The organism is Pseudonocardia cypriaca, from assembly GCF_006717045.1.
GTDB lineage: Bacteria > Actinomycetota > Actinomycetes > Mycobacteriales > Pseudonocardiaceae > Pseudonocardia > Pseudonocardia cypriaca.
Genome location: NZ_VFPH01000002.1, coordinates 2,582,493 through 2,601,379, shown reverse-complemented (window position 1 = coordinate 2,601,379; position 18,887 = coordinate 2,582,493). Strand labels below are relative to the sequence as shown.

At 73.2% G+C, this 18,887-nt stretch carries 18 protein-coding genes and 1 tRNA gene; 14 read left to right on the top strand and 5 right to left on the bottom strand.

The genetic code is table 11. From position 1 onward, the window contains the following. Positions 1-3 precede the first annotated feature (3 nt). From FB388_RS30035 to FB388_RS30025, 3 genes are all read left to right on the top strand, one after another. The gene (locus FB388_RS30035) at positions 4-909 is read left to right on the top strand and encodes a hypothetical protein (protein ID WP_142105462.1); all 906 of its coding nucleotides are present in this window, start codon (positions 4-6) and stop codon (positions 907-909) included. After that, positions 903-1,850, top strand: a complete 948-nt coding sequence (locus tag FB388_RS30030; RefSeq protein ID WP_142106389.1) for a nucleoside triphosphate pyrophosphohydrolase — start codon at positions 903-905, stop codon at positions 1,848-1,850. Before FB388_RS30035 ends, FB388_RS30030 begins: the two co-directional genes overlap by 7 nt. A 114-nt stretch (positions 1,851-1,964) precedes the next feature. Next, positions 1,965-2,675 (top strand): lytic transglycosylase domain-containing protein, encoded by a 711-nt coding sequence (locus tag FB388_RS30025; RefSeq protein ID WP_142106388.1) that lies wholly within the window; start codon positions 1,965-1,967, stop codon positions 2,673-2,675. Between the two features lie 182 nt (positions 2,676-2,857). Here FB388_RS30025 and efeB read toward each other — a convergent pair whose 3' ends face one another. The 4 genes from efeB to FB388_RS30005 form a co-directional block, all read right to left on the bottom strand. Further along, on the bottom strand, positions 2,858-4,096 hold the full coding sequence (gene efeB / locus FB388_RS30020) for an iron uptake transporter deferrochelatase/peroxidase subunit (RefSeq protein ID WP_142105460.1): 1,239 nt from the start codon (positions 4,094-4,096) through the stop codon (positions 2,858-2,860). Then, a complete protein-coding gene (gene efeO, locus FB388_RS30015; RefSeq protein WP_142105458.1) occupies positions 4,093-5,235 on the bottom strand; it encodes an iron uptake system protein EfeO in 1,143 nt (380 codons plus the stop codon). The genes efeB and efeO overlap by 4 nt, the downstream gene beginning before the upstream one ends. Positions 5,236-5,252: 17 nt before the next feature. After that, positions 5,253-6,074 carry an iron uptake transporter permease EfeU gene (gene efeU, locus FB388_RS30010; RefSeq protein ID WP_142105456.1) on the bottom strand — a complete coding sequence of 274 codons (822 nt, stop codon included), beginning with the start codon at positions 6,072-6,074 and terminating at the stop codon, positions 5,253-5,255. Between the two features lie 113 nt (positions 6,075-6,187). Further along, positions 6,188-6,598 (bottom strand): tetratricopeptide repeat protein, encoded by a 411-nt coding sequence (locus tag FB388_RS30005; RefSeq protein WP_142105455.1) that lies wholly within the window; start codon positions 6,596-6,598, stop codon positions 6,188-6,190. 159 nt (positions 6,599-6,757) lie between these two features. Here FB388_RS30005 and eno point away from each other — a divergent pair, with 159 nt between their 5' ends. The 3 genes from eno to FB388_RS29990 all read left to right on the top strand — a co-directional run bounded on the left by eno (position 6,758) and on the right by FB388_RS29990 (position 9,087). Beyond that, on the top strand, positions 6,758-8,056 hold the full coding sequence (eno, locus tag FB388_RS30000) for a phosphopyruvate hydratase (RefSeq protein ID WP_142105454.1): 1,299 nt from the start codon (positions 6,758-6,760) through the stop codon (positions 8,054-8,056). 120 nt (positions 8,057-8,176) lie between these two features. Continuing rightward, positions 8,177-8,581, top strand: a complete 405-nt coding sequence (locus FB388_RS29995; RefSeq protein ID WP_342787938.1) for an FtsB family cell division protein — start codon at positions 8,177-8,179, stop codon at positions 8,579-8,581. Positions 8,582-8,610: 29 nt separating this feature from the next. Next, positions 8,611-9,087: a DUF501 domain-containing protein gene (locus FB388_RS29990; RefSeq protein ID WP_211362372.1), complete on the top strand. Its 477-nt coding sequence runs from the start codon at positions 8,611-8,613 to the stop codon at positions 9,085-9,087. 100 nt (positions 9,088-9,187) lie between these two features. Here the strand turns inward: FB388_RS29990 and FB388_RS29985 are convergent, their stop codons facing one another. Next, the gene (locus tag FB388_RS29985) at positions 9,188-10,810 is read right to left on the bottom strand and encodes an acyl-CoA dehydrogenase family protein (RefSeq protein ID WP_281290507.1); all 1,623 of its coding nucleotides are present in this window, start codon (positions 10,808-10,810) and stop codon (positions 9,188-9,190) included. 162 nt (positions 10,811-10,972) lie between these two features. Here FB388_RS29985 and FB388_RS29980 point away from each other — a divergent pair, with 162 nt between their 5' ends. From FB388_RS29980 to FB388_RS29945, 8 genes are all read left to right on the top strand, one after another. After that, positions 10,973-11,926 carry a Ppx/GppA phosphatase family protein gene (locus FB388_RS29980; RefSeq protein ID WP_142105453.1) on the top strand — a complete coding sequence of 318 codons (954 nt, stop codon included), beginning with the start codon at positions 10,973-10,975 and terminating at the stop codon, positions 11,924-11,926. Between the two features lie 11 nt (positions 11,927-11,937). After that, on the top strand, positions 11,938-13,158 hold the full coding sequence (locus FB388_RS29975; protein WP_170225885.1) for a YncE family protein: 1,221 nt from the start codon (positions 11,938-11,940) through the stop codon (positions 13,156-13,158). A 28-nt stretch (positions 13,159-13,186) separates the two neighbouring features. Then, the gene (locus FB388_RS29970) at positions 13,187-13,915 is read left to right on the top strand and encodes a uracil-DNA glycosylase (protein WP_142105452.1); all 729 of its coding nucleotides are present in this window, start codon (positions 13,187-13,189) and stop codon (positions 13,913-13,915) included. A gap of 10 nt (positions 13,916-13,925) precedes the next feature. Beyond that, positions 13,926-15,296, top strand: coding sequence for an NAD(P)/FAD-dependent oxidoreductase (locus tag FB388_RS29965; protein WP_142105451.1), 1,371 nt, complete (start codon positions 13,926-13,928; stop codon positions 15,294-15,296). Positions 15,297-15,497: 201 nt separating this feature from the next. Beyond that, entirely contained in the window at positions 15,498-16,037 is a 540-nt protein-coding gene (locus FB388_RS29960) for a TetR/AcrR family transcriptional regulator (protein ID WP_170225884.1), read from the top strand. Between the two features lies 1 nt (position 16,038). Then, positions 16,039-17,316 carry an FAD-dependent oxidoreductase gene (locus FB388_RS29955; protein ID WP_142105449.1) on the top strand — a complete coding sequence of 426 codons (1,278 nt, stop codon included), beginning with the start codon at positions 16,039-16,041 and terminating at the stop codon, positions 17,314-17,316. A gap of 38 nt (positions 17,317-17,354) precedes the next feature. After that, positions 17,355-17,428: transfer RNA gene (locus FB388_RS29950), tRNA-Leu, on the top strand. A gap of 446 nt (positions 17,429-17,874) precedes the next feature. Further along, positions 17,875-18,561, top strand: a complete 687-nt coding sequence (locus tag FB388_RS29945; RefSeq protein WP_142105448.1) for an alpha/beta fold hydrolase — start codon at positions 17,875-17,877, stop codon at positions 18,559-18,561. Positions 18,562-18,887 lie beyond the last annotated feature (326 nt).

Below are 18,887 nucleotides of genomic sequence, written 5' to 3'. Positions count from 1 at the left end.
ATCGTGCGTATGCAGGTGGGACGCGTCGCGGCGACCGTCGCCGTCATCGGTGCGGTGGTCAGTGGGTGCGGTGGGCCGAACCAGGCGGGCACGGCTGTGATCGTCGGGGCCGACGCCGTCCCGATCGAGCACATCCAGAGCCAGCTCGACACGGCGCTGGGCAAGAAGGACCTGATGGCGCAGCTCACGGCGCAGGGCGGCACAACGGGCGAGCTCGCCCGCAGCATCGTCACGCGCGCCGTCCTGCACGACCTGCTCGACCGGCGCGCGGCCGAAGAGGGCATCGTCGTCACCGACCCCCAGATCGACGCGCACATCGCTCAGAACGGCGGGGCGGACGCCCTCCTCGACGGCTCGCTGTACGACCTGCCGATGCTGCGGCAGCGCGTGCGGGACGACCTGATCGCGGCGCAGCTGGCCCAGCGGGAGGTCGGCGGGCTCGCGGTCACCGCCGACCTCGTGGCGGCCACCTCCCGGGCGAGCGCCGACGAGGCAGCGGCCGCCATACAGGCCGGTGGCGCCCAGGCCGACGCCCTGTTCGCCGACCCGCGCACGTCGGCCCGCGCCCAGACGTTCGACGCGGCGAGCTCGCCGGACAACGCCAGCACCGTGCTGTTCGGCGTGCCGGTCGGCACCGTGGTCACGTTCCAGCCGAACCCGCAGCAGAGCACCTGGATCGTCGCGCGGGTCGTCGACCGGCGCACGGACGCCCCGTCCGACCCGGCCGCGGTGAACGGGATCAGCCAGGCGCAGCTGATCGCCATCGGCGAACGGCTGCTGCAGCCCACCGCCGACCAGGTCGGGATCCGGGTCAACCCGCGCTACGGCGTGTGGGACCCGATCCAGCTGCGGATCGTCGCCGAGGACCAGCAGGTCGGCTCGGTCCTGCCGCCCGTCGCCGGCTGGTGACCACCGGGGTCGCGCAGCGCACGGTCGTCGTCCTGCCCGAGCGGTGGAGCGGGATCCTGCCCGCTGCCGCCGTCCCCGCATTGCGGGCGGCCGAACGGGTGCTCGCCGACGCCACCGTGCCGGACGAGGTGGTGACCGCAACGGGTGCGGTCCGTGCCGACGGCTGGGGCGACGACGGCGTGGCCGAGGTGCTGCTGACCACCGACCCGTCCCGAGCCGACGGTGGGGCGGTCGTCGGGCTACCCGAAGGCGCCGCGCTGCTCGACGCCGTCGCGGTGATGGACCGGCTGCGCTCGCCCGGCGGCTGCCCGTGGGACGCCGAGCAGACCCATGAGTCACTGCTGCAGTACCTCGTCGAGGAGTGCTACGAGCTGTACCAGGCGATCGAGGACGGCGACCGCGACGCCATCCGCGAGGAGCTCGGCGACGTGCTGCTGCAGGTGCTGTTCCACGCGCGCGTCGCGGCGGAGCACGACGCCCGGCCGTTCACGATCGACGACGTCGCCGGTGACCTCGTCGCCAAGCTCGTCGGGCGGCACCCGCACGTGTTCGCCGGCAGCGAGCAGATCGACACGGCCGAACGCCAGGAGCGCCGCTGGGAGGAGCTCAAGCGCGCCGAGAAGCAGCGTGGGTCCAGCGTGGACGGCGTGCCGCTCGGCCAGCCCGCCGTCGCGCTCGCCGCGAAGCTCACCAGCCGCACCGCCCGCGCCCACCTGCCCACCGACCTGCTGCCGGCCGGCGCGAGCGTGGGGGAGCAGCTCTTCGCGCTGGCCGCCAAGGCCAAGCTCGCCGGGGTCGACCCGGAGGCCGAGCTGCGGACCGCCGCGCGCCGGTTCGCCGACCGGGTGCGTGCCGCCGAGCAGGCCGCCGTCGCCGACGGTGCCGACCCGCACGCCCTCGACGCCGCGGGGTGGCGGCGCTACTGGCCGGCGGCTGGCTAACCTGGTCGGGTGACGGCACGTCGTGGACGCTCTCGCCTGTCCGTGACCGGGCGCCGCCGCCGAGCGAGGCGGAGAGTCAGCGGTTGGAACACAGCCGCGATCGTGCTGGCGGTGATGGTGACCCTCATCGGGGTGTCGATCCTTTCGGACCGCGACAGCCGCGACCACCGGGCCGAGCGGCCGCAGCGCGGCGACGGACTCACCGCCGCGGACGTCGACCCCGACACCCCCGTTCCGCAACCGCCGCCGCTCGCGGGAGGCACCGACCTCGTCGCCTGGTCCGTCACCGCTGCCGAGCGCAGCGGCGTCCCCGCCCGCGCCCTGCGCGCCTACGCCGCCGCGGAGCTTGCCCAGCGCTCAACCACCCCCGACTGCCGCCTCTCCTGGAGCACGCTGGCCGGGATCGGGCGCGTCGAGTCCGACCACGGCCGGTTCGGCGGCGCTCGGGCGGACGCCGACGGCCTGACCCGCCCGTCGATCATCGGGCCGCCGCTGGACGGCTCGCCCGGGGTGCGCGAGATCCGCGACTCCGACGGCGGCCGCCTCGACGGCGACACCACGTACGACCGCGCCGTCGGCCCGATGCAGTTCCTGCCCACCACCTGGGCCCGCTACGGCGCCGACGGCAACGGCGACGGCAACCGCGACCCCAACCAGCTCGACGACGCGGCCCTCGCGGCCGCGCGCTACCTCTGCGCGGACGGCCGCGACACGGCCAGCGGCGAGGGCTGGTGGGCCGGGGTGCTCACCTACAACAGCTCGGTCGACTACGCCCGCCTCGTCTGGGCCGCGGCCGACCGCTACACAGAGGCCACCGCCGCCTGAGGCCGCGACTCGCGCGCGCTGATCGCGCGACTCGCGCGCACTCACACCGCGACTCGCGTGCACTCAGACCGCGACTCGCGGATGTCGGGCGCCCTCCTCCCGCGAGTCGCGCTCTGGATGTACGCGAGTCGCGCTCTGGATGTACGCGAGTTGCGGTGTGGGTGTGGCCGAGTCGCGCTGGGTCAGGCCTCGAGGAGGGGCTGGGCCCAATACTGGCCGTCGGACAACCCGGGTGGGCAGGCGAAGACGGCGGAGCCGGTGTGCTCGATGTACTCCATCATCACGTCCTTGTTGGCCAGCGCCCGCTGCATCGGGACGAACTGGGCGTGCGGGTCGCGCATGAAGGCCACGAAGAACAGGCCGGCGTTCAGGTGGCCCTGGCCGTCGCTGCCGTCGACGAAGTTGTAGCCGCGCCGCAGGATCCGCACACCGTTGAGCGCCTCGGGCGAGGCGAGCCGGATGTGCGCCACCTCCCCGATGCGCGGCAGTCCGTCCGGCCCGATGGCGGCGAAGTCGGCGGTGTCGAACTCACCTGCCGCGCCCAGCGGTGCGCCCTCGCCCTTCGTGCGGCCGACGATCGCCTCCTGCTCGGCGAGCGACGTGCGGTCCCAGATCTCGACGTGCATGCGGATCCGCCGGGCCACGAGGTAGGTGCCACCCGCGAGCCACGCGGGCCCGTCGCCGGGCTGCACCCACACGTGCTGGTCCAGCAGCTCGGCCCCGTCCTCGGCCTTGAGGTTGCGGGTGCCGTCCTTGAAGCCGAAGAGGTTGCGCGGCGTCGCCTGCGCCGTGGACGTCGACGACGTGCGCCCGAACCCCAGCTGCGACCACCGCACGGAGGTGGTGCCGAACCCGATCCGCACGAGGTTGCGCACGGCGTGCACGGCCACCTGCGGGTCGTCGGCGCACGCCTGGATGCACAGGTCCCCGCCGGACAGGGCCGGGTCGAGCTGGTCGAGGGTGAAACGCGGCAGCTCGGCCAGCCCGGCCGGGCGCAGCGCGGGGTCCAGGCCGAGCTTGTCGAAGAACCCCGGCCCCACGCCGAACGTCAGCGTGAGCTTCGCCGCCGGCAGCCCGAGCGCCTCGCCGGTGTCGGCGGGCGGACCGTCGGGGTTGCCGCCGACCGCACCGCCCGGCGCGGTCTCGGCCCCGGCGGTCATGCGCTCGGCCGCGGACGTCCACTTCTGCAGCAGGGCGCGGACGCGTTCGCGGTTGTCGGTGGTGAGGTCCAGCGCGACGAAGTGCAACCGGTCCTGCGCCGGCGTGACGATGCCGGCCTGCCGGTCGCCGCGGAACGGCACGACCCCCTCGGCGACGGGCGCGGCCGAGGCCGAGCACGCGCTCACCGCGCCTGCTCCGGCGAGCGCCGCCCCGGCGCCCGCCCAGCCGAGCAGCCGTCGCCGGGAGAGTCGAACGCTCACGGCGTCGTCACCACCCCCGCGACCTGGCTCACCGGCTCGCCCAGCGCGTCGACGGACTCGGCCATCCGCCGGATGTCGTCCTCGGTGAGCTCGGTGTAGAGCCGGTACCCGTCGCCGACGCGGTACTCCTCGAGCAGGGCATCGACGGCGGCGAAGCGCTCGTCGAGCACCGGGCCCAGCGTCGGGTCCTTCTCGTCGATCACCGGCCGGAGCGCGGCGACCGCGCCCTGGGAACCCTCGACGTTGGCCTTGAAGTCCCACAGGTCGGTGTGCGAGTAGCGGTCCTCCTCACCGGTGATCTTGCCGGTGGCGACCTCGTCGAGCAGCTCCTTCGCCCCGTTCGCGAGCTGGACGGGCGTCAGTTCGACGGTCGCGGTGCGCGACTGCAGGTCGCGGATGTCGGCCATCAGCTGGTCGGCCATCGCGGGCGAGTCGGGCTGCAGGCCGTCGACCCACAGGTCCTTCTCGAGCCGGTGGTAGCCGGTGAACTGCACGCCGGGGTCGCGTTCGTCGTCCTCCCGGCCGTCGATCTTCGGGTCGATGTCGCCGAACGACTCGGCGACGGGCTCGATCCGCTCCCAGTAGGTGCGCGCGACGGGGAACAGCGCCTTGGCGGTCTCGACGTCGCCGGCCTTGACGGCGTCGACGAACTCCTGCGTCTTCGGCACCAGCGCCTCGATCTGCGAGGTGACCCACCGGTGGTAGCCGGTGGTCGCCTCGGCGAGCCGGGTGTTCTCGTCGACGGACCGCGTGGCCGACCCGGTGACCGTGAACGGCGCCTGGATCCCGTCGCCGACCATGCCCGGCTTGCACGCCGTGGTGTAGGCGCCGCCGTCCGGAACCTCGACGATCAGGTTGCGGGTGAGGCCGGGACCGATGTTCTCGACCTCGCCCATGATCCGGCCGCCGGTGCCGTAGAGGTAGAACTCGGTGACCTTGCTGCCGGCGTTGCGCACGGCGAACGTGATCTTGCCGGCCGGCGCCTCGGTGGCCCCGACCTCGCAGCGGTCGTCCGCTGCCGTGACGGGGATCGGGCCCCCTCCGCCCGCGGCGTCGCCTGCGGGCGGCGCCGTGCTGGTGCAGGCCGCGAGAGCAGCGGCTGCGGTCACGAGGACCGCGACATGGAACGTGCGGGACATGGTGCTCCTCGAGCGGATCAGGTGGTGGGGGTCGCGGCGCGGGTCCGCTGGGGACGGATGAACAGCGGGAGGACGACCGCCACGTAGGCGACCCAGACCACGGCCTCTGCCACCGTGGTCTGCGGGGAGAAGTTGAAGATCCCCTTGAGCAGGGTGCCGTGCCACGAGTCCGGCGGGATCACAGCGCTGACGTCGAAGGCGAGGGTGGTGAGGCCCGGCACGAGCCCGGCCTCCTGCAGGTCGTGCACGCCGTAGGCGAGGATCCCCGCGGCCACGAAGATCAGCAGCACTCCGGTGACGGTGAAGAACCGGCTCAGGTTGAGGCTGATCGCCCCGCGGTAGATGAGGTAGGCGAGCAGGACGGCCGTGGCGATGCCGATCAGGAAGCCGATCAGCGGCTGGGTGGTCTCCCCGGCGGCCTGGGCCGCGGTGAAGAAGAACAGCGCGGTCTCGAGCCCCTCACGGCCGACGGCGAGCGTGGCCATCACGACCACGGCTGCCGGGCCCATGGCGAGCGCACCCTCGAGCTTGCCCCGCAGCTCCGCGGAGATCGAGCGGGCCGCCCGGCGCATCCAGAAGATCATCCAGGTGACGAAGCCGACCGCGATGATCGAGAGCGCGCCACCGAACGTCTCCTGCGCCTCGAACGTCAGCTGCTGCTGCGCGAGGGCGAGCGCGAGCGTGACGCCCACGCTGACCGCGACCGCGATCCCCACGCCGAGCCAGACCTTCGGCAGTTCCGAGCGGCGGTCGGTGCGTACCAGGAAGGCGACGAGGATGCTGACCACGAGCCCGGCCTCGAGGCCTTCGCGTAGTCCGATCAGTGCGTTTCCGAGCACGCCAGCTCCCTGAGGTCAGGCTGACCAGTAGCTCGGTGAGGCTAGCCTGCCCAATCGACGTGGGGAAGGGTCACGCGGAGCACATCACCGCAGCTGAGGCGCGGCCCGTCGGTTCAGTCCGGATCACCCGGTTCGCCCTCGCCGTCGACCGCCATCCGGACGCGCAGCTCGCCGAGCGCTTCCTGGTACTCCGGGCGCGGGTCCATCGCGGCCGCCATCTTCAGCTGGGCGTGGGCCTCGGCGAGGCGGCCCTGGCGCTGCAGGGCCTTGCCGAGCGCGAAGCGGGCGTAGTGGTCGGCGGGGTCGAGGTCGATCACCCGGCCGAAGGCCTCCTCGGCACGCTGGAGCTGCGCGGAGTTCAGGTACGCGCGACCGGCGAGGAGCTGGACGGATGCGTCGTTCGGCTGGCTTTCCAGGACGGGGGAGAGGGCCTGCAGCGCGTCGAGCGGTCGGCTGCGCGCGATCAGCATCTCGGCGCGGCGGAACGACTCGAAGAGGCCGTCGGATGCTGGCTGGCTCGTCATGGTCGTTACTACGTTAGGTGTCCCCGGCGCGATCTGCGAGGGCTGACGAGGAGTCCTGCGGGGAAACCGCAGGCGACGTGCGGGTTCCTGCGCGGGCCTCCTGCACCCGGCGACTAGGCTCGCCCCCGGACGAGCGAACCTTTCCGACGGGAGCACTTGGTGGCGGTCATCGAGCAGGTCGGCGCACGCGAGATCCTCGACTCGCGGGGCAACCCGACGATCGAGGTCGAGGTCGCACTCGACGACGGGACGCTTGCGCGTGCGGCGGTTCCGTCGGGTGCGTCGACCGGTGAGCACGAGGCGGTCGAGCTGCGCGACGGCGACCCGCTGCGCTTCGGCGGCAAGGGTGTCGAGAAGGCCGTCTCCGCGGTGCTCGACACGATCGGCCCCGAGCTCACCGGCATGGAGGCGGTCGACCAGCGGCTCGTCGACCAGCGGCTCGTCGACCTCGACGGCACCCCGGACAAGTCGGCGCTCGGCGCCAACGCCCTGCTCGGCGTGTCGCTCGCCGTGGCGAAGGCGGCGGCCGAGTCGTCCGGGCTGGAGCTGTTCCGCTACGTCGGCGGACCCAACGCCCACGTGCTGCCGGTGCCGATGCTGAACATCCTCAACGGCGGCGCGCACGCCGACACGTCCGTGGACGTGCAGGAGTTCATGATCGCGCCGGTCGGCGCCGACTCCTTCCGGGAGGCGCTGCGCTGGGGCGCCGAGGTCTACCAGTCGCTCAAGTCCGTGCTGAAGAGCAAGGGCCTGCCCACCGGGCTGGGTGACGAGGGCGGCTTCGCCCCCGACCTGGCCGGCACCCGCGCCGCGCTCGACCTCATCGCCGAGGCGATCGACAAGTCCGGCTACACGCTCGGCCGCGACGTCGCGCTCGCGCTCGACGTGGCCGCGACCGAGTTCCACAGCGAGGGCGTCTACTCCTACGAGGGCAAGAAGCTGTCCGCCCAGGAGCTCTCGGCCGTGTACGCCGAGCTCATCGACGCCTACCCGCTGGTCTCGATCGAGGACCCGCTGTCCGAGGACGACTGGGACGGTTGGGTGGCGCTCACCGAGGCGATCGGCGACAGGGTCCAGCTCGTGGGCGACGACCTGTTCGTCACCAACCCCGAGCGGCTCGACGAGGGCATCAGCCGGGGCGCGGCCAACGCGCTGCTGGTCAAGGTCAACCAGATCGGCACGCTGTCGGAGACCCTCGACGCCGTCACGCTCGCGCAGTCGTCGGGCTACCGCTGCATGATGAGCCACCGGTCCGGCGAGACCGAGGACACCACCATCGCCGACCTCGCCGTCGCCACCGGCTGCGGCCAGATCAAGACGGGCGCGCCCGCCCGTTCGGAGCGCGTGGCGAAGTACAACCAGCTGCTGCGCATCGAGGAGGCGCTGGGCGACGCCGCCCGGTACGCGGGCGACCTCGCGTTCCCGCGCTACAACTCGGCGGCCGAGACCGGGGCCTAGGCGCACGTGGGGGACGAGCGGGCGAAGGCACGCGGGGAGCGCACGCGCCGCACCCCGCGTCCGCGTCGTTCGGGCACCGCCGCGCCGGGGCGCCGGGCCAGGGAACCGCAGCTGACCCGCGTGCCCCGCGCCCGCGGCGTCGTCGCGGCCACAACGGGATTCCTCGGCCTGTCCTCGACGAGGCGGGCCGCCGTGCTGGCCCTCGTCATGTGCGCGCTCGCCCTCACCGTCGCGGTGCCGCTGCGCAACTACGTGGCCCAGCGCCAGGAGCTGGCCGCGGTGTCGGAGCAGCAGCAGGTGCTCGCGGCGGAGGTCGAGCGGCTCGAGCAGGAGCGGGCGCGGCTGTCGGACCCCGCCGAGATCGAGGCGCAGGCCCGGTCCCGGCTCGGGTACGTCATGCCGGGCGAGGTGCCCTACGTCGTGCAGCTGCCGGTCGCGCCCGGTCGGGACCCGGCGGCAGCCGCGAACGCGGGCGTGCCCTGGTACCGGGTGTTGTGGCGGGAAGTCGCGGAAGGACCGCAGTGACCCCGGAACCATCGACCAGGCAGCAGGACATCGCCGACGCGGACGTCGAGGCCGTCACCGCCCAGCTGGGCCGCACGCCGCGCGCGGTGCGCGAGGTGGCCCACCGGTGCCCGTGCGGGCTGCCGGCGGTCGTGAAGACCTCGCCGCGGCTGGAGGACGGCACCCCGTTCCCCACGCTCTACTACCTGACCTGCTCGCGGCTGAACTCCCGGATCGGCGGCCTCGAGGCGGCCGGGCGGATGCGAGAGATGACCGAGCGGCTCGCCGAGGACCCCGAGCTGGCCGCGGCCTACCGCCGCGCCCACGAGTCGTACCTCGCGGAGCGGGACGCGATCGAGCCGCTCGGCACCGACGTCAGCGCCGGTGGCATGCCCGGACGCGTGAAGTGCCTGCACGTCTGCGTCGCCCACGCGCTCGCGGCCGGACCCGGTGTGAACTCCTTCGGCGACGAGGCGCTGGCCGAGATCGGCGAATGGTGGCGGGCCGGCCCCTGCGTGCACCCCTGACGCGAGTCGCGCTCTGAGTGCACGCGAGTCGCGCTCTGGATGCACGCGAGTCGCGCTCTGGATGCACGCGAGTCGCGGTCTGGGTGTACGCGAGTCGCGGTCAGGGCGTGACGCGGGCCAGCAGCACGTCGGTCTGCGCCTCGGCCGGCAACGTGCCGGCGGTGCGCCACGGGCCGTCGGGCAGGAACCGGCTGGCGACGAACGCCCGTGCCACCTCGTCCGGTGCGTACCTCAGCAGCAGCGACCCCTGCAGGCACAGCGCGAGCATCTCGGCCAGCCTGCGCGCCCGCCGCTCCTCGCGCCCGCGCAGCTCCGTGCGCAGCTCGCGAACGCCCCGGTCGAACCAGGAGTCGCGCCCGGACGCGGCCTCGATCTCCGCGAACACGGCGTCGACCGACTCCGGCTCCTTCGTGACGGCGCGCAGGACGTCGAGGGCGGTGACGCTGCCCGATCCCTCCCAGATCGAGTTCAGCGGGGCCTCCCGGTAGAGCCGCGGCAGGCCCGAGTCCTCCACGTAACCGTTGCCGCCGAGGCACTCCAGAGCTTCCGCGACCACCGCAGGGGCCCGCTTGCACACCAGGTACTTCGCCGCCGGGAGCGCGAGCCGCAGCAGCTGGCGTTCCTCGCGGTCGACGGCCCCGGCGAGCCGCATCGCAAGGGCCGTGGCGGCCTCGGACTCCAGGGCGAGGTCGCCGATCACCGCCTGCATGAGCGGTGCGTCGGCGAGCCGGGTGCCGAACGCGCTGCGGTGGGCCACGTGGTGGGCGGCCTCGGTGAGGGCCGCCCGCGTGAGGGCGGCCGAGCCGAGCACGCAGTCCAGCCGCGTCATCGACACCATCTCGATGATCGTCTGCACGCCCCGGCCCTCGTCGCCGAGGCGCCACCCGGTCGCACCGGTGTACTCGACCTCGGCCGAGGCGTTGGACCGGTTGCCGAGCTTGTCCTTGAGCCGCTGCAACCGGATCGCGTTGCGGGTGCCGTCGGGCAGCACGCGGGGGAGCAGGAAGCAGGTGAGCCCCGCCGGGGCCTGCGCGAGCGTCAGGAACAGGTCGTTCATCGGCGCCGATGTGAACCACTTGTGCCCGACGAGCCGGTACGTGCCGTCGGCGGTGACCGTGGCCGTGGTGGTGCCGGCGCGCACGTCGGAGCCGCCCTGCTTCTCGGTCATCGACATCCCGGCGAGCAGGCCGGCCTTCGTCGACGGCTCGGCGAGCGGGAACTCGTAGGTGGTGGACCGCAGGCCGGGCTCGTACCGCGCGGCGAGCTCCGGGTCGCGGCGCAAGGCGGGCACCGCGGCGTAGGTCATGGAGATGGGGCAGCCGTGGCCCGGTTCCAGCTGACTCATCAGGTAGAACCCGGCGGCCCGTGCGACGTGCGCGCCCGTGCCCGGCTCGGCGACCCACGGCGCCCCGTGCAGCCCCCAGCCGACCGAGGTGCGCATGAGCCAGTGCCACGACGGGTGGAACTCGACCTCGTCGATCCGGTGGCCGTACCGGTCGTGGGTGTGCAGCACGGGCGAGTGGGTGTTGGCGAGGCGGGCGTGCTCCCGGGCCTCCGGGGACGTGACGACGGCGGCCAGCTGCCGCAACGCGGGCAGCGCCTCCTCCGCGCCCTCCCGGCCGACCGCGTCGGTGAGCGCGGGGTCGCAGGCCATGAGGTCGACCCCGGCGAGCGGGGGCGGCTGGTTCTCGACCCGGTGCGTGCGGTGGTCGCCCGGGTGCAGGGGTGGCTCGGGCGGGCGGGCAGGGCCGGGCCCGCCGCGGCCGTTGCGGCCGGCTGGGGCCGGGACCGTCGGCGCTCTCTGGTCCACCCGCCGAGCCTAGCGGCCAGTTGACGCGTTGAGGCCGCTTCGTGCGTACGGTGATCCGCGAGAGAAGGAGGGCACATGTCACGAGTGGCCGCGATCGACTGCGGGACGAACTCGATCCGCCTCCTGGTCGCCGACGTGACGACCGGCTCGCACGGCACGGCGGCGCTGCGCGACGTGCACCGCGAGACCCGGATCGTCCGGCTCGGGCAGGGCGTCGACGCCACCGGTGAGCTCGCGTCGGAGGCGCTCGAACGCACCCGCGCCGCGCTCGCCGACTACACCGCGGTGCTGCTGCGCAAGGGCGCCGAACGCGTGCGGATGGTGGCCACCAGCGCCACCCGCGACGCCCGCAACCGGGACGACTTCTTCCGGATGGTCCGCGACACCCTCGGCATCGAGGCCGAGGTGATCTCCGGCGACGAGGAGGCGCAGCTCTCGTTCACCGGGGCGGTCGGCGACCTCGATCCCGACGACGGTCCGTTCGTCGTGGTCGACATCGGTGGCGGCTCCACCGAGCTCGTCGTCGGCACCCTGGAGGTCGACAAGGCGGCGGTGCGCGCCGCCCGGTCGGTCGACATCGGCAGCGTCCGCATCACCGAGCGGTGCCTGCACGGCGACCCGCCGAGCGCCGACGAGGTGGCGCAGGCCCGCGAGCTGGCCACCAGCATCCTGGACGAGGCGTTCGCCGCCGTGCCCGTCGACGGTGTCCGCACCTGGGTGGGCGTCGCGGGGACGATCACCACGTTGTCCGCCGTGGCGCAGGACCTCGCCGAGTACGACCCGGACGCGGTGCACCTGTCCCGGATCCCGCGCGCCGACCTGCACCGGATCGCCGACGAGCTGCTCGGCATGTCGCGCGAGGAGCGGGGCCGGTACGGCGGGATCCACCCGGGCCGCATCGACGTGATCGGCGGCGGCGCGCTGATCGTCGACGTGCTGGCCGCCGCGCTGCACGAACGCGCGGGCATCGACGAGCTCGTGGTGAGCGAGCACGACATCCTGGACGGCATCGCCCGCTCCGTCGCCTGAACCCGACTCGCATGCACCTGACGCCCGAACCCCGTGGACGGCGGCTCCGGCGCGCCGTGACGGTGGCGGCCGTGCTGTGCACGGCACTGACGCTGTGCACCGGGTGCGGTTCGGACGCGGCGCCGGTGCCTCCCGAGCCGCTCCCGGCGTCGGCGCCGCCGCCGGAGCCACCGGCAGTCGCCCCGATGGCGGACGGGCTGCCGGGCATGCCGGCGGTCACGGACCCGCACAACGTCTACGCGGCCGCAGGCGCGGGAATGCTCTCCGAGGCGGTGAGGTCGGCGAAGCCGCTGGTCTACGTGCCGCACACGAAGTCGGGCGAGGTCCGGGTGATCGACCCGGCCACCTTCGCAACGGTGGCCACCCACCGGCTCGGCGGCGAGCTGCAGCACGTCGTCCCGTCCTGGGACATGACGCGGCTCTACGCCACGGACGACACCGGGAACAAGATCGTCCCGTTCGACCCGGCCACCGGAGCGCCCGGGGCCCCGATCCCGGTCACCGACCCGTACAACATGTACTTCAGCCCCGACGGCTCGACCGCGATCTCCGTGGCCGAGCGACTCCGGCGTCTGGTCTTCTACGACCCGCACACCTGGGCCCTGCAGGGCGAGCTGCGCACCCCCGACTGCGCGGGCATCGACCACGCCGACTTCACGCCCGACGGGCGCACGGCCATGTTCACCTGCGAGTTCGCCGGACGCGTCGCCGTCGTGGACATCGTCAACCGCACGCTGCTGCGGATGATCGACATGCCGCACCGGAACACGAACATGGGCCCGCAGGACATCAAGCTCGCCCCCGACGGCTCGGTCTTCTACATCGCCGACTCCGACCAGAACGGGCTCTGGGTCCTCGACGGCGCCGCCACCACCGTCCTCCGCGAGATCCCCACCGGCGGTGGCGCCCACGGCATCTACCTGTCCCGCGACGCGACGAAGCTCTACGTCACCAACCGCCACGAGGGCACCGTCAGCGTGCTCGACGCCTACACCGGCGCCCCGATCACGAAATGGCAGATCCCCGGCGGTGGCAGCCCCGACATGGGCAACGTGACCGCCGACGGCTCCCAGCTGTGGCTCTCCGGCCGGTACGACCGCAGCGTCTACGTGCTCTCCACGACCGACGGCCACCTCATCCAGAAGATCCCGGTCGGCAACGGCCCGCACGGTCTCTGCGTCTGGCCCCAGCCCGGGCGGTACTCGTTGGGCCACACCGGCATCACCCGGTAGCGCCGCCGGCCTGCGTAGCGTGTGGGGCGTGGGGACGACCTTCACGAGCGTTGCCGAGCTCGACGCGGCCATCGTCGACTGCCGCGCCTGCCCGCGGCTGGTGGCCTGGCGCGAGCAGGTGGCACGGGAGAAGCGCGCCGCGTTCCGGCACGAGGAGTACTGGGGCCGGCCGGTGCCCGGGCTCGGCCCGGCCGACGCGCCCCTGCTGATCGTCGGCCTCGCCCCGGCGGCGCACGGTGGGAACCGCACCGGCCGGATGTTCACCGGCGACCGTTCCGGCGACGTGCTGTACGCCGCGCTGCACGCCGTCGGCCTGGCGAACCAGCCGACAGCGGTGCACGCGGGCGACGGGCTCGAGCTGATCGGCACCCGGATCACCGCGCCGGTGCACTGCGCGCCACCGGACAACAAGCCGACCCCGGACGAGCGGGATCGGTGCGGCGGGTGGCTGCGCGCCGAGCTGGCGCTGCTGCGCCCCCGGGCGGTGGTGGTGCTCGGCGCGTTCGGCTGGCAGGCGCTCCTCCCAGTGCTCGCCGCGGCAGGCTGGGCGGTGCCGCGCCCGCGGCCGCGGTTCGCCCACGGCGCCCACGTGGAGCTGGCGGGCGAGCGGGAGACGCTGCACCTGTTCGGCTGCTACCACGTCAGCCAGCAGAACACCTTCACCGGACGGCTGACGCCCGCGATGCTCGAGGACGTCCTGAGTCGGGCGGCAGGCGTAGCCAGCCTCACCCCCGCGAGGGAGGTGTCCACCACGTGAGGGTGGGAACATGGGTGTCATGGCGCGCAACACGCGGATCGTCGTGGTCGGTGGCGGGTACGTCGGCATGTACACCGCTCTGCGGCTGCAGAAGAAGCTGCGGCGCGGTGAGGCCGACGTCACCGTGATCGACCCGCAGCCGCACATGACCTACCAGCCGTTCCTCCCCGAGGCGGCGGCAGGCTCGATCGAGCCCCGGCACGTGGTCGTGCCGCTGCGGAAGGTGCTGCGCAAGTGCCACCACCTCACCGGCCGGGTCACGTCGATCAACCACGCCGCGCGCGAGGTCACGGCCGAGCTCATCTCCGGCACGGTCACCACGCTCGGGTACGACGTGCTCGTCGTGGCGCCCGGATCGGTGGCCCGCACGCTCCCGGTCCCCGGGCTCGCCGAGCGCGGCATCGCCTTCAAGACCGTCGGCGAGGCCATCTACCTGCGCAACCACGTGCTGTCGCGGCTCGACGCCGCGGCCACCACGATCGACCCCGAGCTGCGCAGGCGGCTGCTCAGCTTCCTCGTGGTCGGTGGCGGCTACGCCGGGATCGAGGCGCTCGCCGAGCTGCAGGACATGGCCCGCTACGCCACCCGCTACTACGAGAACATCGCCCCCGAGGACATGCGCTGGGTGCTCGTCGAGGCCGCCGGGCGGATCATGCCCGAGGTCGGCCCGCGGATGGGGCGCTACACCGTCGAGCGGCTGTTGGAGGCCGGGATCGAGGTCTTCCTCGACACCCGCGTCAAGACGATGGAGGGCGGGCACGTCGTCCTCGACGACGGCACCGAGTTCGACACCGACACGATCGTCTGGACCGCGGGCGTCAAGCCGAGCCCGATGCTCGAGCACACCGACCTGCCCCGCGACGCGCGCGGCCGCGTCGAGTGCACCGCGGAGCTGCAGGTCGTCGGCATGCCCGAGGTGTTCAGCGCGGGCGACTGCGCGTCGGTGCCCGACCTGTCGAAGGAGGACCCGGAGGCCCGCACCAGCCCGTCGGCCCAGCACGCCGTCCGGCAGGCCAAGGTGCTCGCCGACAACGTGGTGGCCTACCTGCGCGGCCGCCGGCTCACGCAGTACAAGCACAGCTACGCGGGATCGGTGGCGAGCCTCGGGCTGTACAAGGGTGTCGCCGAGATCTACGGCGTCAAGCTCCGCGGCCCGGTCGCGTGGTTCATGCACCGCACCTACCACGTGAGCCGCATGCCCACGTGGAACCGGCGCATCCGCATCCTCTTCGACTGGACGGGCGCGCTGTTCCTCGGCCGCGAGGTCGTGGCGCTCGGCCAGATCATGGACCCGAAGGCGGAGTTCAGCCGGGTCGCGGGCGCCAGCAAGCCCGCGGAGAAGGCCCCGGAGCCGGTCGCCGCGGCCCCGAAAGGCGCCTGACCCGACTAGCGCGCACTGACAACGCGACTCGCGCGCACTGACAACGCGACTCGCGCGCACTGACAACGCGACTCGCGGACGAAGGGCACCTCCCCGTCCGCGAGTCGCTGTCTCGGTGCGCGCGAGTCGCTGTCTGCGTGCGCGCGAGTCGCGCTCTCGGTGTGCTCGACATGACCTCGTGTGCCCGCTAACCTCAACCAAGTGGTTGGTGGAGAGACCGAGGGGCGGCGTGCGCAGCTCGTGGCTGCGGCGTTCCGGCGGGTCGCGGAGTCCGGGTTCGAAGGGCTGCGGCTGCGGCAGGTCGCCGAGGACGTCGGCATCGACCACTCCACGCTGCACCACCACTTCTCCACGAAGCAGAGCCTCGTGGAGGCGGTCGCCGCCTACACCACGCGCCAGTTCTGGGGAGCCAGCCCGCCTGCCCCGGATCGCTCATCCGCGCTGCGGGGGCACCTGCGTGTTCTGCAGCAGATGATGGTGGAGCGACCGGACCTGTTCGCCGTGACGGTCGAGCTGGACCTGCGCGCCCGGCGCGACCCGGCCGTGGCCGCGGCGATGGCGCAGCACGAGTCGGGGTGGCGGGCGGCGCTCGTCGAGATCCTCACCGACCTGGTGCCCGATCCGGCGATGTCCGCGGAGCTCGTGATCGCCGTCGTCAAGGGGGTGCGCCTGCTGCCCGACGTAGCGGGTCCGGTGCTCGACCTGCTCGCGGAGCAGCTGATCGGAGACAGGAGGGGATGACGTGCGCGTACTGATCATCGGGGGTGGCATCGGCGGCCTCGCGCTCGCCCAGGGCTTGCGGGGGTCGGGCGTCGACGTCGCGGTCCACGAGCGCGACCACGGGGTCGGCAGCCGCTGGGAGGGCTACCGCATCCACATCAACCCGGCGGGCGCCAGGGCGCTGCACGCCCTCCTACCGCCCGACGGCTGGCAGGAGTTCCTCGCGACCGCAGGGCCCGGCGGCGACTTCGGGTTCCTCACCGAACAGCTCGACGAGCTGGTCGTCGTCGAAGAGTCGATCATGTATCCGGGAGCCACCGATCCCGCCGAGAACCACTACGCGGCCGACCGCGCCACCCTGCGACGCGTGCTGACGAGCGGCCTTGACGACGTCGTGCGGCTCGGCTCCGAGTTCGTCGGCTACGAGTTGCTGCCCGACGGCCGGGCCGAGGCGCGCTTCGCCGACGGGAGCACCGCCGTCGCCGACGTGCTCGTCGGTGCGGACGGGGCGTCCTCGCGCGTGCGCGCGCAGCTGCTGCCGCACGCGACCCCGGCCGACGCGCGCGTGGTCGGCATCGCGCACAAGGTCTGGCTCGACGGTGCGACGCGGGCCGAGCTGGGCCGGCTGGCCGAGGGCATGAACGCGGTGCAGCTGGATGCGCCGGTGTTCCTGTTCACGTCGGTGTTCGAGCCGCCCGCGGCCACCGGTCAGCGGCCGTACCTGCTGTGCGCGCTGGTCACCCGCCCGGAGCTGCTCCCGCCCGATGTCGCCGAGCTCGACCGGAACGCGTTGCGCGCCGTGGTGGACGTCCTGGTGGCGGGTTGGGATCCGCGGCTGCGTCGCGCGCTCGCGAGCTCCGATCCCGCGAGCCGCAGCGCCGTCGCCTTCAGTGCGGCGCCGCCCGTGCCCACCTGGGGGAGCGGTCCCGTGACCGTCCTCGGTGACGCGATCCACGTGATGCCGCCGATCGGTGGCCTCGGCGGCAACACCGCGCTGCGGGACGCGCACCTGCTGGGCCGCCTGCTCCCGGCGGCCGACCGCGGTGAGCGCCCGCTGCTCGACGCGGTTGCGGAGTACGAGGCCGAGATGCGCGACTACGGCACTGCGGCCGTGCGCTACGCGCTGGAGCAGTCGGAGCAGCTGTTGTCGTCCGGGGCCGTGGCCACGACGGCGGCGCGCACGTTCTTCCGGTTGTGCGCCGCTGTCGGGCCGCTGCGGCGGCGCGCGTTCGCGAAGGGATGGGCGGCGCCTGCCGCCGCGCGGGCGTGGGAGCACGGCGTTGCGCCGGCGGCGGCGTGAGGAGCTCCCCCGGGTCCGGTCCGTAGGCTGGGTCGCGCGCCCCCGTGGCCCAATCGGCAGAGGCAGGCCCCTTAAAAGGGTCACTGTGTGGGTTCGAATCCCACCGGGGGCACCGCGATCCAACGTATCGATTCGGTCGCTGACCGGCGCGAACCCGCGCTGCAAGCGATCAATCCCTGGCCGGTGGGTCCGACTGTCCCCGGTGCTCGACGGCCGGCTGTGCCCAACGCGTGCCCAAGTCCTGCGTGACGACGGCGCATGCGGCGGAAGCCATCGAGCTTGGGTTCCGCTGCCCAGCCGCAGGGGTGATTGGTGGGTAGCTGCAGCGCGGGCACGGCGAGCATCGGTCGGACCGGGTACTCGAGCCCGGCGATGCCCGGCAGCTCTCCCACCGGCGGACAATACGCAGGTCACAGCGGGTGCGACGGGGTGGACGGGCCGTGGCGCCGCCAGTGACGGCGCTGCTGCGCTCCGTCTACGCTGCGCGTGCGCCGCACGCGGCCTAGCCCTCCGGGCGGGATAGTCGCCATCAGCGACGGTGAGTACCACAATCGCGCGATGACGAACTTCGTCCTCGTCCACGGCGGCTGGATCGGCGGCTGGTGCTGGAGCGAGGTCGCCGACCGGCTGAGGAAGGCCGGGCATCGCGTCGAGGTGATCGAGCAGTTGCCGAGCGGTGGGACCGACCCGGCGGCACTCGGCGACCTGGCCGCCGACGCGAAGGTCGTGAAGCAAGCCGTGGAGCGAGTAGGGGAACCCGTCGTCCTCGTCGGACACTCCTATGGCGGAATGGTGATCACCGAACTCGCTGATCACCCCGCGGTCGCCCACAGCGTCTACCTCTGCGCGTTCTGGCCGCAGCGAGGGCAGTCGGCGATGGACCTGTTCGCGGCGGGACCGCTGCCGACATGGGTGTCGCCGCACGACGACGGGACGACAAGGACGACCGACGATCTGGAGCTGCTCCGGCAGACGCTGTGCGCCGACGTCGACGAGCAGCACGCATATGCCTTCCTGCGTCGGTTTGTGCCACAGTCGATCGCCAGCGGGACCGCCCCCAGCACCGCACCTGACCGCGGTCACCCCACGACCTACATCATCTGCGAACAGGACCGGGTCCTGCCCCCCGCCGCCCAGGAGCAGATGGCTGCTGCCGCAGACAACCGTTACCGGCTCCCGTCATCGCACACGCCCATGGCGTCGATGCCTGACGAGCTCGCGGATGCTCTCGGTCGAGTCCACTGAACCGACGTCGGGCTGCGAGGCCCCGGGCGGGAGCTCCGCGCCGTCGGCGGGCTCGCGTCGCCGCTCACGACTGGCCCCCGGTGCGGTAGAGGTCGTGGGCCTGGCGCCGCTCGAACCCTCTCCTGCCCCCGTCAGGTTGGTGCGAACTCCTCATCGAGTTCTCGACGCCGACGGCTGGGGCGGCCTGGACAGACAGCGGTGCGCCGCGAAAAGCGACAGCTCAAGCACCGGGCGCGCGGCGAGACGCGCTCGATCCGCAGCCATCCGCGCCTCCACGACGCCGCGCTCCGCGCCGTCGTGCCCGGCCACCGGCGGAACGCCCCAAG

Bases quoted from the DNA above. Each gene is read 5' to 3' on its own strand.
- FB388_RS30025 (WP_142106388.1), top strand. From the start codon at position 1,965: ATGGTGACCCTCATCGGGGTGTCGATCCTTTCGGACCGCGACAGCCGC.
- efeO (WP_142105458.1), bottom strand. From the start codon at position 5,235: ATGTCCCGCACGTTCCATGTCGCGGTCCTCGTGACCGCAGCCGCTGCT.
- FB388_RS30005 (WP_142105455.1), bottom strand. From the start codon at position 6,598: ATGACGAGCCAGCCAGCATCCGACGGCCTCTTCGAGTCGTTCCGCCGC.
- FB388_RS29980 (WP_142105453.1), top strand. From the start codon at position 10,973: ATGTCACGAGTGGCCGCGATCGACTGCGGGACGAACTCGATCCGCCTC.
- FB388_RS29975 (WP_170225885.1), top strand. From the start codon at position 11,938: ATGCACCTGACGCCCGAACCCCGTGGACGGCGGCTCCGGCGCGCCGTG.
- FB388_RS29965 (WP_142105451.1), top strand. From the start codon at position 13,926: ATGGGTGTCATGGCGCGCAACACGCGGATCGTCGTGGTCGGTGGCGGG.
- FB388_RS29945 (WP_142105448.1), top strand. From the start codon at position 17,875: ATGACGAACTTCGTCCTCGTCCACGGCGGCTGGATCGGCGGCTGGTGC.